14 protein-coding genes are annotated in these 18064 nt (G+C 45.2%); 1 reads left to right on the top strand and 13 read right to left on the bottom strand.

Annotation, left to right across the window (positions count from 1 at the left end):
• Position 1: 1 nt before the first annotated feature.
• The 13 genes from J6I44_RS18145 to J6I44_RS18085 all read right to left on the bottom strand — a co-directional run bounded on the left by J6I44_RS18145 (position 2) and on the right by J6I44_RS18085 (position 15323).
• Positions 2 to 3637 (bottom strand): SusC/RagA family TonB-linked outer membrane protein, encoded by a 3636-nt coding sequence (locus tag J6I44_RS18145; protein WP_265767609.1) that lies wholly within the window; start codon positions 3635 to 3637, stop codon positions 2 to 4.
• Positions 3638 to 3757: 120 nt separating this feature from the next.
• The gene (locus tag J6I44_RS18140) at positions 3758 to 4783 is read right to left on the bottom strand and encodes a FecR family protein (RefSeq protein ID WP_265767608.1); all 1026 of its coding nucleotides are present in this window, start codon (positions 4781 to 4783) and stop codon (positions 3758 to 3760) included.
• Between the two features lie 123 nt (positions 4784 to 4906).
• On the bottom strand, positions 4907 to 5419 hold the full coding sequence (locus tag J6I44_RS18135; protein ID WP_265767607.1) for an RNA polymerase sigma factor: 513 nt from the start codon (positions 5417 to 5419) through the stop codon (positions 4907 to 4909).
• A gap of 198 nt (positions 5420 to 5617) precedes the next feature.
• Positions 5618 to 7096 (bottom strand): sensor histidine kinase, encoded by a 1479-nt coding sequence (locus tag J6I44_RS18130; protein ID WP_265767606.1) that lies wholly within the window; start codon positions 7094 to 7096, stop codon positions 5618 to 5620.
• Positions 7097 to 7703: 607 nt separating this feature from the next.
• Positions 7704 to 8111 carry a TraR/DksA family transcriptional regulator gene (locus J6I44_RS18125; protein ID WP_265767604.1) on the bottom strand — a complete coding sequence of 136 codons (408 nt, stop codon included), beginning with the start codon at positions 8109 to 8111 and terminating at the stop codon, positions 7704 to 7706.
• A 165-nt stretch (positions 8112 to 8276) separates the two neighbouring features.
• Positions 8277 to 8606, bottom strand: a complete 330-nt coding sequence (locus J6I44_RS18120; RefSeq protein ID WP_265767603.1) for a PRC-barrel domain-containing protein — start codon at positions 8604 to 8606, stop codon at positions 8277 to 8279.
• A 1140-nt stretch (positions 8607 to 9746) separates the two neighbouring features.
• Entirely contained in the window at positions 9747 to 10004 is a 258-nt protein-coding gene (locus tag J6I44_RS18115; protein ID WP_265767602.1) for a hypothetical protein, read from the bottom strand.
• Between the two features lie 214 nt (positions 10005 to 10218).
• Positions 10219 to 10641: a putative signal transducing protein gene (locus J6I44_RS18110; RefSeq protein WP_265767601.1), complete on the bottom strand. Its 423-nt coding sequence runs from the start codon at positions 10639 to 10641 to the stop codon at positions 10219 to 10221.
• A 47-nt stretch (positions 10642 to 10688) separates the two neighbouring features.
• The gene (locus tag J6I44_RS18105) at positions 10689 to 11285 is read right to left on the bottom strand and encodes a hypothetical protein (protein WP_265767600.1); all 597 of its coding nucleotides are present in this window, start codon (positions 11283 to 11285) and stop codon (positions 10689 to 10691) included.
• An 86-nt stretch (positions 11286 to 11371) separates the two neighbouring features.
• Positions 11372 to 12091 (bottom strand): hypothetical protein, encoded by a 720-nt coding sequence (locus tag J6I44_RS18100; RefSeq protein ID WP_265767599.1) that lies wholly within the window; start codon positions 12089 to 12091, stop codon positions 11372 to 11374.
• Positions 12092 to 12201: 110 nt separating this feature from the next.
• Entirely contained in the window at positions 12202 to 14421 is a 2220-nt protein-coding gene (locus J6I44_RS18095; protein WP_265767598.1) for a carbohydrate binding family 9 domain-containing protein, read from the bottom strand.
• A gap of 290 nt (positions 14422 to 14711) precedes the next feature.
• Positions 14712 to 14945: a hypothetical protein gene (locus J6I44_RS18090; RefSeq protein ID WP_265767597.1), complete on the bottom strand. Its 234-nt coding sequence runs from the start codon at positions 14943 to 14945 to the stop codon at positions 14712 to 14714.
• A gap of 18 nt (positions 14946 to 14963) precedes the next feature.
• Entirely contained in the window at positions 14964 to 15323 is a 360-nt protein-coding gene (locus J6I44_RS18085) for a hypothetical protein (RefSeq protein ID WP_265767596.1), read from the bottom strand.
• A gap of 68 nt (positions 15324 to 15391) precedes the next feature.
• Here J6I44_RS18085 and J6I44_RS18080 point away from each other — a divergent pair, with 68 nt between their 5' ends.
• Positions 15392 to 18052 carry a UvrD-helicase domain-containing protein gene (locus J6I44_RS18080; protein WP_265767595.1) on the top strand — a complete coding sequence of 887 codons (2661 nt, stop codon included), beginning with the start codon at positions 15392 to 15394 and terminating at the stop codon, positions 18050 to 18052.
• Positions 18053 to 18064 lie beyond the last annotated feature (12 nt).

The following is an 18064-nucleotide window of genomic DNA, read 5'->3' as shown; positions in this document are numbered from 1 at the left end:
TTTAAAAGTTAATATCCAGGTTAAATCCGAACGAAACCGAGTGTGGCATTACATTTTGCCACTCCAGGCCTTGGCTAAACATCATATTTGTATCGCCCCGTGTAGAAGTTTCAGCCGTAAATGCTCTCTCGGGGTCAATACCAATACCAGCAGCCGTCCATAGCAACAAGTTTCGGGCATAAACGGAGACTCTTAGGCTTTCTACCGCAGGTACGGAAGGGATATCGTAGCCCAACGTTATGTCTCTCAACTTGATAAATGAAGCATCAAAAGTGACCTGCTGATTAAAGTCCCAGGGATAAAGCGTTGATATAGGTCGAAAATTTGTTTCCTCACCCCCAAGGTGTTCTACATATTCGCCATCCACTAGCTGTACTCCCGGAATAAAGCCTCCGTCGTAACCCGGGGCGCCCTCATCGACATAATAACCGCCTGTCTCTTCGGTATATCCTCCCACTCGTGGGAAGTTGCCGTTTCGAGGGATGATATAGCGTTCGGGATCAGACTTCAACAGTTCAGCCAATGCTTCAGGGTCACGAAGGCCTCCGGGGATTAAATTGTCGATCTGCCGCTGCGACTTCCAGTCGGACTCTCCATAGCGGTAAGTAAAGGACATAAACTCACCGCCAATTCGCCAGTCGATGTTGGCACTCAGCGTAAATCGTTTGTACGAGACCGTCGTTTGTGCTCCTACTATACCCCGGGGATTAAAATTACCCACTTTAACCCGGTCATCAGGATCCGATAACTCCTGCCAGTAGCCATTGCTATCAAGGATGGGCCAGTTGTAATACTCTGAGGAAGGATCTTCCACTCTTGCATAACCGCTACTATACAGGTTACCAATTTCTTCACCCACTTCGGTGTAGGCCCCTCCGCCGTTTTCGCCCCACAGCTGCAGGCGATCAAGCTCGTCATCAAGTTCAACTAAGGTCGTCCGGTTCCGGCTAAAGTTAACCTGGAAATCCCACATCCAGTCTTTCGTTTGAATGGGTGTTGCCCCCAAACTAAGCTCCAATCCTTTGCTTTCGAGGATCCCCGCGTTAATTAACCTGCTGGTTGCCCCTGAAGAAGCCGGGGTATTGATATTGAGAATCTGATTCTTATTCTCTACTTGATAATAGGTTCCTTCAAACCTCAGTCGATTATCAAATAGAGCAAGATCCAGTCCCCCTTCAATGGATGTTGCAATCTCAGGCTTTAAATTGGGGTTTAACAATGTGCTCGGCGTTGATATAGAGGGCAAACCAAAGCCTGGCAAATTGCCCACCCCTAAAGAAGGTTCCAGCTGGTAGGGATTGGCATCATTTCCTACCTGTGCCCAACCGCCTCTTAACTTCAACATCGATACGGCGCTTGGCAGCTGCAGTGTTTCCTGGGCCAGCCAGCTAATGGAAGCCGATGGATAGAAGTAGGATCGATTATCAGCGGGCAAGGTACTGGACCAATCGTTGCGTGCTGTCAAATCAAGATAAAGTTGATCTTTAAATCCAATAGAGGCCGTGCTATATAAACTATATATCTTCTTTTTGGATGAATAGTTATTCACCGACAACACCTCTGAAGGGATATTGGATATGCGATATAGGTTCGGCACTTCTAATCCTCTGTCATCATTGTTGGTGCCGCTGTTCACACTTTCTGATGTTCGTACCATGTAGTTCCCCCCGCCTGAGACACTGAAATCAAAATCATCCACGCGTGTCTCATACGTCACAAGGAAATCGGTGTTTACCTCTTCTCCACCGAGCTCATTATAAAAGTATCCCCCTTGCTCCATTCCGGTATAACTCCAGGGTATCTTCGTTTCCCTGGTTTCGTCTCTGGAGTTCAATGAAAGGCGACCAAAAGCACTTAGTCCGTCTAACATCTGCCAGTCTAACCTAACATTGCCATATATCCTATCGCGATTAAATCGGTTGTTGATGCCATAGGCCAGGAAGTATGGATTGTCTTTACCCGGATCAAATGACCGCTGCTGGATGCCTTGGCGCCCTTCTTGCCAGTACTGCTCCATGTCGGTAATATTAGAGTGCGGTATGGTGTAGACTGCCTCTAATGGGTTGGCATCTCTGCTTGCCGTGGATGGTCGGTCATCGGAGCTCGAGCGGGAATAATTTACATTCACATCCAGGCTTACATTTGGCAGGATACTTCTCTTATAGTCTGAAGAGAAGGTATTCCTTTTCAGGTTGGAATTAGGGATCATGCCATTATGCAGCATATTATTAAATGAGAACCGGTAAACAGCATCGTCTGTGGATCCGCTTAGAGAAATGTTATTGGAAGTTGTAAAACCGGTCTCCAGAAAGTTCTTCATATTATCCGGATGAGACTGCAACTCCATCGGCATGGGATTACCGTTTTCATCCAGGGGGCTATTCCACTGCACGGCCGTGTTGCCCGCATCCAGCTCAGGACCAGCCCAATAATTTGAACTTTCATCCAAAATACCTGTCCTGCTACCGGTAGCATACTGGTAATGGAAATCAAGGAATTTAACCGACCTTTCAAAGACATTGCTACTGCTAAAAGAAACGCTCAGGGGCTCCCCCTCTTTTCCCTGTTTTGTGGTAATCAATACCACTCCATTGGCCGCACGAGACCCATACAGGGCCGCAGCACTCGGACCCTTTAGAACCGTCATATCCTCAATATCAGCTGGATTCAAATCACTGATGGCGTTTCCATAATCAACTTCATTGCCGTCTCCCATGCCGGATATATTGTTCAATCCACTTGACATGGGCACCCCGTCGATCACATACAGAGGCTGATTGTCAGTAGTCAGGGAGGTTAATCCGCGAATAACAACACTTACGGACGAACCTACTCCGCTGGTCTGGTTCATCGTTACCCCGGCAACCCGGCCGGCCAGTCCACTGGTTACATTTTCGAGGGATGTGGTTGCTACATCTTCTCCTGATACTTCGCCCACAGAATATCCAAGGGATCTCGTCTCCCTGGAGATTCCCAAGGCCGTCACAACTACTTCCGAAAGTTGAGAAACATCAGGCTGCAGGGCTATATCTATGGTGGTACGTCCTTCCAATTTCACTTCCTGCTCAACAAATCCGATAAAAGAAAACTTCAGGCTTGTCGTCTCATCGGGGACCGTAAGTTCATATTCTCCACTGGAATTACTGCTGGTTCCAATGGACGTTTGGGGAACGGTAATATTCACTCCCGGCAGCGGCTCCCCTGTTTCTGCATCCGTCACGGTTCCCCGTATCGTTTTCGAAGCGAGCTGAGGGCTTTCACTTATTGAATCGGAGGATGAACCGGTATTTACGGCAATAGATTTATTTACCTGCTGAAATGAAAAACCGGTTTTAGCGGTAATCTTCTCTAAGATTTCAGCTACTGAAATCTGATCCTGGTGCAGGCTAAACCGTTGCCTATTTTTATCTACTTTACGTTTATCATACAAGAATAAAAAGGTTGTTTTGTCTTCGATATGGGTGAACAGCCCTTCTACGGAAGCATCTGTAATACTGATATCTATTATTACATCCTCAATATCCTGAGCTGCTCCTTCATGGGCCAATAAAATGTTGGCTGTAACACAGATAAGCATACATCCTATCAGGCCACGAATAGACATATATAGAATTGCCTTTCTAATTGCTTTTTTCATACTTTATAAGAGTTAATGGGTTTTAAATGCTCGTTAACATAGTGGCTCACTTAATCCGCATGCTCCAACATTAGGTTAAGTGGGCCTTTTTTATTTAAAAGCCGAATCGTATATATATTTTTATTGACACCTCCCGCCTGTTATGGCGACCCCTTGTTCAGTAAATTCATAGCTAATACCTGTTGCAAAAGAGATAGTCTTCAATACGTTATCCAAACTCTCTCCCTTATGCTTGCCGTGAATAATACATCCGGCAAGCCCTGAAGACGGTATGCTTATATTCACATCATACCAGCGTTCAAGTTTTCTTACTGTTTCTGGCAGCGGCTCCTCATTAAAAATCAGGATACCCTCCTTCCATGAAATAAAATCACTTACCACTCCTTCCTGCTTAGCCACTCTTTTTGTTTGTTTATCATATGCCAGGGATTGGTTAGGCGTAAGCGTCAGTTCTTGAGGTTGATCCCTTTGAGTACCACTATCCGCCACCCGAACCTTACCTTCAGTAACAGCTACACTTACTTGTTGATCTTCCCGGTAGGCTGTTACATTAAACGCTGTCCCCAAAACGGTAGTAGTAAGTGCTCCCGCCTGCACCTTGAAAGGCTTTGCTTTATTATGGGCAACATCGAAATACGCTTCACCGACCAAGTAGACCTTCCGGCTACCTCCTATGAACTGCTCCGGATACTTTAAGGTAGTACCGGCATTCAACGTAACTTTTGTGCCGTCACCCAGCATTAATGAATCGATTTTGCCGGCCGGAACCGTAAATTCTCTATAGCCAATTTCTGAATGATCAGACAACGTACCACCGAACCAAACATATCCGCCCATGCCACCGATCAAAATCACTAATATAGCAGCAGCGGCTTTCAGCCACTGAATATTTTGATCAACAATTCTACGCACGAAGTCAGTACCTGATTGCGTATTAGAATGCATAGCATATTGTACTTCATCTAATAATCTTGCCTTTACCTTTTCTTTGTCGTATTCAGGCTCGGCTGCAGGATGCCTGGCCTGCACGAAGTCCAGATAATATTGGGCATTATGATCGTTTGCCTGAAGCCAGGATTCCACTTCCTGCCTTTCGCCTTCAGTGCAAGCATTTTTGAAGTATTTGAGTAACTTTTCGTCTGTCATCTGGTTTTATTGCTTTGCCTTCTATGTATATATATAAGAGCCAGGGGTTGCTACCCTTATGGATTTTTGAAAAAAATATAGCTCGTTCGTTTGCGAAGGGCTGGATAGACTAAAAGGTGGGCCTCAGAGGCGATACTCCTCTAATTCGCCTCGAAGGATGCGCAAGGTTTTGCTTACCTGCGCTTCCACTGTTTTGGAAGATATCCCCATACTTCGGGCAATTTCCCGGTAGCTAAAGCCATTGTCTCTGCTCAGCTTAAAAGTCTGTCGCGCCCGTGGGGACACCTTCGCCAGGGCCTGCTGGTAGGCTTGGGTTAAGTCATTGGCCTGCACTCGTTGGCTTGTTGACGGATGCCGGGAGGGTAAGGGTTCAGCCAGCTCCTGGTTATCCAAATGATGCGACTGGCTGGTTTTGTTGGCCTCATACCGCGCGTGGTTGTGGGCAATGGTCAGGATATAACCTTTCAGGCCGGGATGCTCGGGATCGATATGATCTCTGGCTTCCCAAACTTTTACAAAGACATCCTGAGTCCAATCTTCCAGCTGTGCGGTATGAGAGGTATAAAAGGAAAGAATGTAGGCTACAGAATCGGCATACTGCTCATAAAGTTCTTCTAATTCATAAATGCTAAGCATCGCACTTTCTTACTTTTTTTAGATAGTATGGGTATTCCCTGAAAGCGGATCCTAATGTTACAATTTTAGCCCACGATTTTATTACCTCGTTGTTAAGATTAGATTAATTTTTTAATCTGGTTAGAAATAATCTTCCTGAGCAAAGAACAGATCTGAAAAATTGCACTGTCTCAATAATACTCTCGCGTCCATTAAGTCTTAATTTGCCGGGAAGGTAAAGACAAAGGCCACGCCCTCATGACTTCTATCAATGTGCAGGTCTGCATCCAGCTGATTGGCAAAAGTTTGTATCAGCATGGAGCCAAGGGAGTCTCCCGTTCCCAAAGCAAAGTCTTCCGGCAAGCCCGGACCGTTATCAGCGATGGTCAATACCACTTTATGATTGTGGTTCTTCAGTTTCAAAGTTAACTCTCCCTCTTCAACAGTACTGAAGGCATGCTTATAGGCATTCACAACAAGTTCGTTAACTAACAGTCCACAGGGTACCACCTTGTCGATATCGATTTCGGTTTGGTCCAGGTCAAAGTTAAGTGCTACCCGTTGATGGTTATTGTCCAAAGTGGCACTAATCCCTTCCACCAGCTCCCTGAGGTACACATTAAGCTCGATATCTGAAAGTGAATCGGTTTGATAAAGCTTGTCGTGTATGAGGGCCATAGAACGAATACGTGCCTGGCTGTTTTGCAGTGCTACCTTGGTTGTGGGTTCGGTAGACGTATCTTTCTGGAGCTCCAGAAGACCTGAGATAATAGAGAGGTTGTTTTTAACCCGGTGGTGTATTTCACGCAGGAGGATCTCCTTTTCTTCTAATGATTGCTTAATTTTCTTCGTCTTCTGCTCCATCTTCCTGCGCAGACTCAGAATCCAGATGGCGGCCCCAATGACAAATAGTAATAAAAGTCCGGCTATACCATAAATATAGTATTGGGGAAACCCGGCATATTCCAGATCATCCGGTGTACGCAGATAGATTAGGTAGCTGTGGCCCGTCGGAGCATCTTCAAACTCCGAAAGCACGCCGGTGACAGCAATTTCATCGCCAATACTAAGTACATCGAAGTTAAACTCATTAAATGATTTGTGGAAGTTCGACACAAATACTTTGGGCTCAAACGCTACGCTGTCACCATAAGAGACGGATAGATAGATACCATTATTGATGGTGCCTTTATGCGTGACTTTAGCCGTCCCCTTTACCAACATACCCACAAACTGATCGGGAGATGAAGCTACCTCCGAAAACGACTGGGCAGTAAGCGATCTGTTGACCTCCGGATATACCTCATATGACTCGACGTACATTTCATTCTGTCCGTAATATTTTTGAAGGCGTCCTGTTAATACCAGGCTGTCCCCAACCGCAAAAGAATCGCCCATGGCTTTAGAAAAGAATGGAAGACCATAGGTATCACCCTGAATGAAGGAAGCCAGGCGCGTGGTATGAACCTGGGGGAAGCCCGTGTTGGCAATGCCTCCTACAGTTACCGTTTGACCGTTATAATCCAGGGTATCATCCTTATTCGTATCAAATAGTATGACACCTAATGTCCATGTGGAGTCGACGACACCTTGGCCCTGGGCCGGCATGGTGATGCCTGCAAGAGTGGTTAAAATAAATAGCACGATTACGATAATAGCCGACCGCAATGATGCAAATGAACATGGTAAAGCGCCCATAAAATTATAGATGAAGTGTTACTGTCCCTGAACAAATGTGCCTAACTGTTTTATTTAATGTCAATCTATTTATTTAGCTTTATAAATGCAGCAGGCAAACCAAGTATTTAAATATTCTAATTTAATATAAGAAGGCTTCGGTTGGTGAGGCTAAATAAAGAGATGTAAGCAATTTTAAATACTTAAATCTTTTATTATTTAACTTTTTAGCGCTTCCGTTGTCCATTGAAGCCACTTTATGAACCTCGAATTTTTAAATTCTGTCTTTAAGGAAGCTAGGTTTATGAATAATGGATAACAACTGTGTTCTTATATACAACTTATATCAACACCCTGTCTCAAAAAAAATAAAATTATTTTGTAAGGATTGTCTTCTAAAAGGTACTTACCTATGAAGCGATTGTATCCTCATAAGCTGGTGACTCGTGAGGAGTGGTGTTAGATAATAATCATACAAAAGCCCCTTCGCCTGATTAGCGAAGGGGCTTCTTTATAAGAGGCCTGTCCCCACAATCATACAGGCCTCTCTACAAAACCTATTGATTTACCAGTAAGGTATTCATCCATAATCGGTCCCTTAAGCCGGCTGGGTCCGATAAGAATCATGTCACCGCTGCTTTCTTTTAGCCTCAATACTTAGCTGTGTATGAGGTACGGCTTCTAAGCGGCCTTTGGCTATCTTTTTGCCGGTTACCTTGCAAATCCCATAGGTTTTGTTATTGATACGCTCAAGGGCCGCATTCAGGTAATTGATAAACTTCCGTGTTCGGTTATGCAGAATGTATCTTTTCTCCTGCTCCCTGGCATCCGTCCCAACATCGCCCATATGCGATGTACTGGTCACTTTAATTCTCGTATGATCCCTTTCTTCTTCTAAGGCTTTCTTAAGAGTTTTCATTTCCCGGGCGGCCTTTTCTCGTTTATTAACTATAATTTGCCGGAAGTATTCGAGTTCCTGATCATTATAGGGCGAAATATGGTCCCCTGGCATCTTTGTCTTTTGTTGCTTTGTCATCGTAAGAATCCTTTTTAAGGTGGTGTTGAAAATTGCTAACCTTGGATTACAAGAAAAGCCGGGCTGCAACGCGACGTGCCTTGTCACAGCCCGGTCTGTTTTCTTGCTCTCTCTTTTGTATTTGTTAAAATAGCCTCGTTACCTACCTTTATTTTGTTAGCTCTATTAGACTGCTAATCGAGGCTGATACATATATTCGGTGTGTAGATACTCGGTTCCGGTGGTATCATAACATTGGATAATATTCATCAACTGTTGTTCGTCGATTTCAAAATACCGGGCGTGTCCATCCTGCTTGAAATGCAAATGCTCGCGTGGAATAGCAAAGTGACGATGCACCTTTCCGATAAAATTAGCGTAGCAGAGGAAAATAAATATAATTGTACCTTCGGATGGGTTGACCATCATATTTTGAACAACTCCTATTTCTTCGCCCTTGGGGGATCTTAACTTTGTGCCCATAAGTTCGGTGACAAGTGGTGTAACTGGTTTCATTAAACTTTTCCCTATTATTATCTTTAATCGTTTATTTAAAATTGAGAATTATCAAAAAATATGCTCAAGCGGCCCCTCCCTTGATAAATTCATCGTTTTCTTAACGTTTTGGCTTTATCTGTTTTAAAGCATTGTTAAGCAACGCTATGAATTTAGTACCCGTGGACCACTACCTAAAGGGGGAATTGCTATAATACGCCTGTAATGCTTACACCTACAAAACTGCTGCTCCTTGTTGGAAGGACTACTCCAAAAAATACTTTCCAGTAAAGACATCCAGCCTCTTCATGTGATTGGCAGAGAGACTTGAATATCAAAATTACCTTTATGTCCTCCTACACCTAACCACCGACCTGTTCAATAAGGATTTTTATTGAAAAATAACTGTATCTGGTTAAATCATCCGGTAGAAAACGGGGGCTTGGGGTATAAGGATAACATTACAAATCTAATGAGTATTATCAGTGATAAGAAAGCATCTACAAGACCAGAGAAAGAAAAAACAAAGCGCTGTTAGAACAGATAAAGTATCATTTCGAAGCTGATTATAAGTTGGTACAATCCCCGAAGCGTTTATTTCAAATTCCAGCCCCACAAAGAAATTATTACGGAGTTATCAGGGAAGCATCAACCCGACTTTCATCCGCCCCCCTATTAGTTCAAACTGGCATCTGCAACTCCACGATGTAATGGGAGACCTGGAATATTATTATCCGGATATATAGATGACTCTTTTAGCAAAGAGCTGCTTGGAAACTCTTTGAGGCAGCCTTCACAGCTAAATACAACTGCCAGATTAGCTAAAACGCAAGCAGTTTTATTCGTGAATACTGAAAGCAACCTCTTATTTATAATACACTCATTGTAGCTGCCGAGCCGTTCATTTTTTCCTGGGGATCAAATGCTAACGTAATACGCAATCCATTATCCGTTTCAATGGCAACCTCCCCTTTTAGTTGCTGACCTATCAGCTCTATTAATTGGAAGCCAAGTTCTTGACTCCCTTCATCGATTGTTATAGGTCCATCCTTTTGAGTATCAAGAATGACAGAAATAACGCAGGCCTCTTCCTCTTTTTTATACGGCCGATCTTTAAGACGCTTTCTTCAAGGTTAGTTATTAACATCGCTATGTATAAAATTAAGCGACTCGTTTAAAAATAGCGCAGATGGCACAGCCTGTTCTGACTGATCCCCTAACAAGAGCATAAATTTCAAAGGCCGTAAGGGTAACAAAGAACAGTCCTTTAAACGTCTGATAGTCATTGATCAGCTCTTGGCTGCCCAAGGTAAACTCCAGAATTTGATCGGAGCACAAAATCCATGCGATGGACAACACAAAGTAGATAGAAGCTATGCAGAGCGCATCCAGCCTGAACGATAGCTTATTAATCTTCATAATTTAATGATTCCCTCAATTGACTGACAATCAGTGTAATTGATTAAATACTGATCCCACTACTTCATTATCATTCCTTTTTGTCTATCTCATATGGATAAATTACTATATCAAAACCTCTTTATTGAATATTCATTGTACACATAGCATGGATAACAGTCAAAGAGTTATTACCTGCCACAAATCCCTGACTATCACGTCTTATACCCAAAAGCTATTCCGGCTTCCATTGATGATTGCACTTTACACACCGATAGCTTTCTTTAGACATAGAGACGGGCAGAAAGAAAGCAAGGAGGAAAAACAATCCCAATAAGATGGATTGCTCCCGATAAATATTGGGACTACTGCAGTTAGGGCATCGCCGAGCGGGTTCGAACTCTTTGCCTTCAAAAAGCTCCTCTAACTGTTCATCCGCTACCTCGTCGTTGGATATAATAGTACAGGCCTGTTCAATATCGTTCTGCGGCACATATATTTTTATGCCTCCCACCGCCTGTGCATAGTACGGGGCCAGGCTAACGGTATTCTGATCAGCCATATACGCTTCAATCCCCTCATCCTTCAGCTTCATCAGATCCAGATCGGCTTTGTGCAAAAACTCGTATGTTTTTAAAAGCTTATAGGAGGAAGACATCACATTATTGACTTAGACAAATTGTTACGGGTTACGATTCTTATCTACTAATTCTCCTTACATATATTACTGGCATCAATTGACATACCATAACGTTCTTCGACTTGGGTCGATAACTCTTGGTAATCTTCAAGCAATACTTCTTGTATGGTAACAAGCTCTTTCATTGCTGCTTTCTCTCCTTCCGGATTTTCTTTTTTACCTTGTTCTGCCTCTTCTTTTTGTAGGATGCCTGTAAATAAAGCCGTCACATAGGATTTGACGATTGAACGATGATCGCTTTGCCAAGAATAAATATCTTCCACTTTAGCTACAATTTCGTAATCAATATAAGGACCTGCACCAATAGTCTTGGCGGCATCCCATGCCTGGTTGCGAATAAATCCAATTCGCAAACCTCCGGGCTGACGCTGACCATTTACAACCTTTTGGTAATAGGGATGTACACTTTGCATGCGTGCACAATTACGTTCAACCTCTTCAACGATGCCTTTTAATGCTCGTTGCGCTAATTGCTGATGGGAGCGAGACTGCCGCCAACTGTTAATAGCAAGAGCAAGTAGTACACTAAAAACTACCAAGGCAGCCTCAATACTAAGAAGTTTCCATGGTAGTTTGGTAAAATTTTTTTTAGAACTGAACATGGTTAAATTATATATATATATTTACCTGAAAGTTAATCTTAGCCTGTAAGTATATGGACATTTATTATATGACGTAATGCAAACTCCTATCTCAAGCTATCAAATGGCATTTCTTCGCCTTGTTCATTTATAAATTCTATCTGTGGTTCATTTTGCTCATCGACATAGATTCTTATCCTGTCATTACCATACTGGTCCTGAATAAATAACCCCACACTTTTATCTCGCTTTTTTCCAGCAAAAAGCCTGGGAGCCGAAATGGGTTCCCCATCATTCATTTTCCTCATTTCTCTCCTGACCTCTCCTCGGCTATAATCCAACTTTTTCAAAGAATCCATTACATTGACCAGTTTGGGTAGGGTAAAACTCTGATCTCTATCCCAGAGTTGCAGGCCGTATGTTCGGCTTTTTTCCGATTCTAAATACCGCAACTGCATTACCTGATCGTTTTTATATTGATCAAAAGAGAGAACCATTAGTGCACCCTCTTCTTTATTACCCTGATAAATTAGGCCTCCGACTTCATCTTGTTCTTCATTAAAGAAAATGATGCCCGGTGGTCGCTCACGTTCTACAAGAACTTCTCCATTAAACATACCCGGATGCTGCTTTTCTTGGTTACTGATAACCATTTTTAAATCACCGTTACTTTCAACGATATTTATTCTCTCAACATCAATCTCTTCAAAATGTTTTTTCTTGTCTCCCTCAACGTAAGACATAAGGAAGAATGATATTATTCCTAAGGTGAGTATGGCCGAATAGATCTTTAAAAATCTCACATCCCTCGCAATCTTTTTCTCCATGATCTTATTTTTTCTTTGAAGTTAAATTCAAATCAACATCCATCTGAATATTTCATGGTACATATAGAATTGCCAACTTTCAAAAAGACTACTTAATGACGTTAATAACACTAAAACCGGTGGGTATAGCTTACTTTCAAAGCACCAGATCGCTGAATAGTCCGGAATCCGACGGCCCTGTCTATCCAGTTGTGGTTATAGACCAGGTACAGGTCGGAACCCGGCACGACGATCCACCGCAGGCGATTATTCATGGCCAGCAGGTCGCTGAGGTTGTCAAACTGTATATTGGAAGTCAGGAAAAGTGAAGTCGTTAAATCGATATTGGCCTCAAACCGTACCAAGTCAGCTGAAAAATGGCCCTCGGGCAGCTTTACATCGGTCCGAATGTATTCGGGCGAGAGTTCTATACCTGGAAAAGGCCGCAACGTGACCTCCGCCCCGTATTCGGTACGATTACCAGACCAGAAACCACCACTTTCAAAGTTTGCTTCAACCGATACCTTTCGGTAAGAGGCCGTTTGCAAATTAGCTCTGGCTATCCAGTTCACATACTCATCGACCGGCAATATGATTGAGCCGTCTCTCTTAAGATCAAAGGGACGTTCCAGGCGTTCATAGTTTCGCCTGAGATGTAGCGCCAACCTGTCGCCACTCATTAACCCGATATCAAAAAACGTAAAGGTCAAATCCTGAGTGAGTAATTTAAAATCAAGATCTGTCAGGTGTTCAAACCGGATGCCCCAGCCTACTTGCTGGATGACATTACTTCCGGAAAACTGAGGGGTATAGCCGATCGAAGGCTGGAGGCGACGAAAAGCATTGCGCGGGGTAAATCCAACCGCGGGATCAAAGGCATTGCCAAATTCCCGATACGAAACATGTCCCGACCACGGCTGGTTTGGAAAATTCAGACGTATACCCCGCGACGACCGATCCCAAACATCGCTGGTATCATCTGAAGCATAAGGAGAATTATGGAACACAAAGAAAGCCTGAAACTGCAAATTATTGTTCCCCATAAAATTGGAGGTTCCCAGCTCCAAATCGCCTCCAAAAGTGTGTCGGTTTTGCAATGTCGGCGACTGGCTGCCATCATTTTGGGTAGATCGCCGGGTATAGATCACACCCACCGTGCTTTCAGAGCCGATATTTCGTTTAATCCGGGCCACCGAAAAGTTTTCCGGATCTACCGCTCCTTTTTCACCGGTTCGAACATGCAACAGTGCCAGATTATAATCTCCGGAATTGCCAAGTAAGCGGGCCCCATAAGAAATGGGTATGGGACTCCCACCCTGTAAGCCAATCCGCCGGCTAAAATAGGGATTCACCCCGCTACTGGGAGCAAATTCATAGATATTAGCGCCCTCCAGGAAAAAGTCGCGTTGCTCTGGAAAAAAAAGCGGAAACCGTGTTAAATTGACCTGTCGCTGATCAACCTCCGCCTCAGCAAAATCAGTGTTAACCGTCAGTGAGGCTTTAAGACTGGGCGTAATGCTATAGTTGACGTCAAAACCGCCGTCAATATTTGTATGGGTATCGGTATCGTCGCCGGCCGTATCTCGCTGCTCGGAACCCTGCAGGATGCCAAAAGGAACGACCTCCAGCCCCAAGCCCTGCGACATGCCCGTAAGTCCGGTAAGCAATCCGGCGTCCTGTGGACGATCGATGCCCTGGTTACGGTGGTAGCCGGTCCAAAGTGCTGTCTCGCTCTTCCGGCGGATCACCCGCATAAAATTGGCACCCCAGCGGTCACTTTCTATATTAAAGTTCAGCGTTCTGAACGGGATTTTTATTTCAGCTGACCATCCGAAGTCACCAATTATAGTGCGGGCGTCCCAGATGCCATCCCAATTGAGATTAATGCTATTGCCTTGACCGGTACTGATCAGCCCATCCGTTCGAAGTCCGTTGGGATTAATTTCCAGAAAGTAGGCGTTTCGCTGATCGTTGAAGGTGTCAAAAATCCAGGTAAAACGCTCATCAGCCACAATACGAACATCCCGACGCTTCTGATTGGCTTTTATTTTGGAGGGCTCACTATCATATAAAATCACGCCCAAATAGAGATATTCCTCATCGTATGCAATACGAACCTCTGTCTTCTCGGTGGCCCTGGCTCCTTCATTCGGTTCTTGTTGGCGAAAATCGGTAGCGGGTTCAATCTGATCCCAGAAATTTTCATCCACGCTCCCATCAAATATAATTTCTTCCGAAGAATCAAGTTGATAGGCCCTAAGTTGTTTAGGTGACTGAGTATCCTGGGCAACCAGTGGAGCCGACACGCAAGACAGAATCCACAGTGTCATCATCGCTCCGATATATTTCATAATCCTATTCAGCATCCACACCATATTTTTAACCTGCTTATGCAGTTAATATATAATAATATTAAAAAGATAAGTTAGCTTCCGTGGCCTTGGGTTGACCCCTTTTTGGTTTTCCCCTACAAGCAGGGGAAAAGACGGCTTTATTTGGGACTGAGCAGGTAAAAACGTCCCTCTCCCTGATTCATTAGGCAGAGGATAGGAGTGGGTCAATTATTATCCATTCAATATGTTGTTTCTCATTCATAATTAACCGTTCAACGCGTGAATATTACTCATTCTTAAGCCGGGTTTTAAATATTTACAACCAATTGGTCAACAAGTTGTATTTGATACCTCCATTTTTGATCTTCGGGTATTAGTCTCTGAATTCCAAATCTTTTTCTACGCCGATGCGATACATTTCGGATCTTCACGTCCACTCTCACTATTCCCGCGCCACCAGCAAAGACCTGAACCTGGAGTCGCTGTACCAGTGGGCCAAGATCAAGGGCATCAATGTGGTGGGCACGGGCGACTTTACGCATCCGGAGTGGTTTGCCGAGCTAAAAGAAAAGTTGCAGCCCGATGGCAACGGCTTTTTTACGCTGAAGGATCCACCAGCCGATCCAGGCATTCCCGGTATCAAAACGACTGACATCGATGTGCGCTTCTGCCTGACTTCGGAGATCAGTTCTATCTATAAACATGGCGACCGCGTCCGCAAGAACCATAACCTGGTGTATGCCCCCGACCTGGATACCGTAGCGCATATCAACCATAAACTTTCTTCCATAGGGAACCTGGAGGCGGACGGTCGGCCCATCCTGGGACTGCCCTCGCGTGACCTGCTGGAGATTGTACTGGAGACCTCCGACCGCGCCCACCTGGTGCCCGCCCACATCTGGAGCCCTGGTTTTCCACACTGGGTTCCAAAGCCGGCTACGACAGTATCGATGCCTGTTTCCGCGACCTGTCGGACCATCTCTTTGCCGTGGAAACGGGACTCTCTTCGGATCCCCGCATGAACTGGAAGCTGAGCGCCCTCGATCGCTTCACCCTGATTTCCAACTCGGATGCCCATTCGCCCTCCAAACTGGGACGCGAAGCTAACCTATTGGATACGGAGCTCAGCTATGATGCTATGTTTGAAGCCTTCAAAACGGGCAAAGGCTTTCGCGGCACCTACGAATTTTATCCGCAGGAAGGTAAATATCACCACGATGGACATCGCAAGTGTGATGTATCTTTCGAGCCTCGGCAGAGCCTAGAATATGACAACATCTGTCCCGAGTGCGGCAAACCACTGACCGTGGGCGTACTGCATCGCGTGGAAGCACTGGCCGATCGGGAGAAGTCAAAACAGCCTGATGGAACAGCCGATTATCAGTACATCATTCCACTGCCGGAAGTGCTCGGTGAAATTGAAGAAGTAGGTCCAAAGACGAAGACCGTTCGCAAGAAATTTCGGCGTATTATTTCAAATTTCGGCAATGAGTTTTCGCTGCTGCACCAGGTGCCTATCGAAGACATCCGGAAAAATAACGGTGATGTGCTGGCCGAGGCCGTCAGTCGCATCCGCACGAACGAAGTGCACCCAAAGGCGGGTTACGACGGCGTCTTTGGAGTGATTAAAGTCTTCGAACCGGGCGAGATCGATCGTATCCGAGGACAACTTGGCTTTTTCATGCCGTCTCAAGAAGGGAACAAATCCCCGGATAGAGCTGCAGAACCGGAAGTATCTTTCCGCGGAGAGGAAGAAGAAACCGTCTCCGTGGATGAAGCACCCGTATTGAATGCCGAACAGCAGTCAGTGATCGAAGCTATCCAAGGGGCAACGCTGGTGAAGGCAGGGCCCGGCACTGGTAAGACTCATACCCTCATCGAATGGCTGGTGCGGCAGGTAGAGGCCGGGCCCAACGAATCCTCAAATATTGTGGCCGTCACCTTTACTCGTAAGGCCGCGGAAGAGATCAGGCAGCGACTGCGAGATCGGGTAGGCGAGTCTGCTAAAAATATCACTATCGGTACCTTTCACTCGCTCTGTTGGCAGTGGCTACAGGAACGCTTCGATCATTTATCCACCATCTATGACGTCGCCAGCCGACGGATGACACTCCGAATGCTTTTCCCTGATATGTCCGCCTCGGACCGCAAGGAGCTGCACGAACAGATTGGAACTCATGATCCTACTTCTTTTGAGAAACAGCTTCAAACTTATCGCAGGCATCTATGGGAGCAGGGCGCAATCGATCTCTCCGACCTGATCTACTGTACCGTCGAAGAACTAAAGACTGATGAGCAGTGGCTTTCGGAGCTTCGACAACGCTGCAGCGTGCTGGCCGTGGATGAACTGCAGGATATTAACCCGATACAGTATGAGCTGGTACAACTTTTGGGACGCAATCAAAACGTGTTGGCCATCGGGGATGCCGATCAGGCGATCTACGGCTTCCGGGGCTCGGAGGTATCGCTCTTTTTCCAGTTCGCCGATGATTTTGAGGCTCAAAAGATTACACTGAAACAGAACTACCGCTCAACGGATCGTATCCTAAAGGCCGCTGCTTCGCTCATCCAGAATAACCAGCTGCACAGCGGGGCCGAACTGGCAGCACAACGCCAGTCGGACAGACCGATCAAGATCTTTGAAGCAGAGCATCCTTTCGGGGAAGCCGACTATATTTTAGAGGAAATCAACCGTTATGTGGGCGGCGTGGAAAGTCTTACGACCGGCACTCATACCGACAGCGAATACGACTACGGCTTTGGAGATATTACCATCCTTTTTCGGACTAATTCGGTGGGTGAAGCGCTGTTCAAGGCGCTCACAAAGGCCGGGATTCCCGTTCATTTTGGAGACGGTACGCCCTTTCTAAATGAACCGTCGTTTACCATTGTAGCGCATTGGCTGCGTTTCCTGCAACAGCCGAAAGACCGGATTATCCTCAGTAACCTGATGGAAGAGGCCTACGGTTGGTCTCCGGCTCAAATTAGCTCCCTGCTGCAATCTTTGGAGGAAAATCAGACGCCTATCCTGGGTGAAAAACAGCTGAAATCCATTGGTGAATCCCTGCAGAAAGATCTTGATCATCTGCGCGAGTTCTATCACGACCTTTTGGAACTCACCGAACAGGGCGACCTTTTCAAGGTGGTAACGGCTGTTTTTGACCAGTTCCTGAAAGATGAACAGCTGAGCCGGTCCCAGTTGCTGAAAAAAGAAACAATCCTCGAATTGGCCGGGGAATCCAATGGCAACCCTGAAAAGTTTTTAGAACAGATGCAGCTCAATCCCTATACTGATGCCGGACGATTAAAACGACAGGCTGTTCATCTACTTACTTTCCATGCGGCAAAGGGACTGGAATTTCCGGTGGTATTTATTGCCGCAGCGGAAGAAGGCATCACGCCCATCCTGCGCGAGGGAGCAGATATAGCAGAAGAGCGACGCTTGTTCTATGTTGCCATGACCCGCGCTGAGGAAGAACTTCAAATTACACACTGCCGCGAACGATTTCACTATGGTGAAAAAGAACAACCAGCGCCCTCGCGCTTTATCGCAGAACTACCCCAGCTGCTGATTGAAAGAGAAATTGAAGAGTTTACCTCTGGGTCCGACCAATCAGATACCCAGAATGAACAACTGGGGTTGTTTTAGCAGATATAATTT

Source organism: Fodinibius salsisoli (assembly GCF_026229185.1).
In the GTDB taxonomy this organism is placed as follows: Bacteria; Bacteroidota; Rhodothermia; order Balneolales; family Balneolaceae; genus Fodinibius; species Fodinibius salsisoli.
The sequence above is the reverse complement of the archived record's forward strand: the minus strand, read 5'-3'. Positions and strand labels throughout refer to the sequence as shown.

Coding starts and splice junctions, on each gene's coding strand:
- J6I44_RS18105 (WP_265767600.1), bottom strand. CDS start 11,285: ATGTTCAGTTCTAAAAAAAATTTTACCAAACTACCATGGAAACTTCTT.
- J6I44_RS18125 (WP_265767604.1), bottom strand. CDS start 8,111: ATGACAAAGCAACAAAAGACAAAGATGCCAGGGGACCATATTTCGCCC.
- J6I44_RS18140 (WP_265767608.1), bottom strand. CDS start 4,783: ATGACAGACGAAAAGTTACTCAAATACTTCAAAAATGCTTGCACTGAA.
- J6I44_RS18130 (WP_265767606.1), bottom strand. CDS start 7,096: ATGGGCGCTTTACCATGTTCATTTGCATCATTGCGGTCGGCTATTATC.
- J6I44_RS18115 (WP_265767602.1), bottom strand. CDS start 10,004: ATGAAGATTAATAAGCTATCGTTCAGGCTGGATGCGCTCTGCATAGCT.
- J6I44_RS18110 (WP_265767601.1), bottom strand. CDS start 10,641: ATGTCTTCCTCCTATAAGCTTTTAAAAACATACGAGTTTTTGCACAAA.
- J6I44_RS18145 (WP_265767609.1), bottom strand. CDS start 3,637: ATGAAAAAAGCAATTAGAAAGGCAATTCTATATATGTCTATTCGTGGC.
- J6I44_RS18120 (WP_265767603.1), bottom strand. CDS start 8,606: ATGAAACCAGTTACACCACTTGTCACCGAACTTATGGGCACAAAGTTA.
- J6I44_RS18100 (WP_265767599.1), bottom strand. CDS start 12,091: ATGGAGAAAAAGATTGCGAGGGATGTGAGATTTTTAAAGATCTATTCG.
- J6I44_RS18135 (WP_265767607.1), bottom strand. CDS start 5,419: ATGCTTAGCATTTATGAATTAGAAGAACTTTATGAGCAGTATGCCGAT.
- J6I44_RS18095 (WP_265767598.1), bottom strand. CDS start 14,421: ATGAAATATATCGGAGCGATGATGACACTGTGGATTCTGTCTTGCGTG.
- J6I44_RS18090 (WP_265767597.1), bottom strand. CDS start 14,945: ATGCGTAAAGTCGCCCGTGCCCACCACATTGATGCCCTTGATCTTGGC.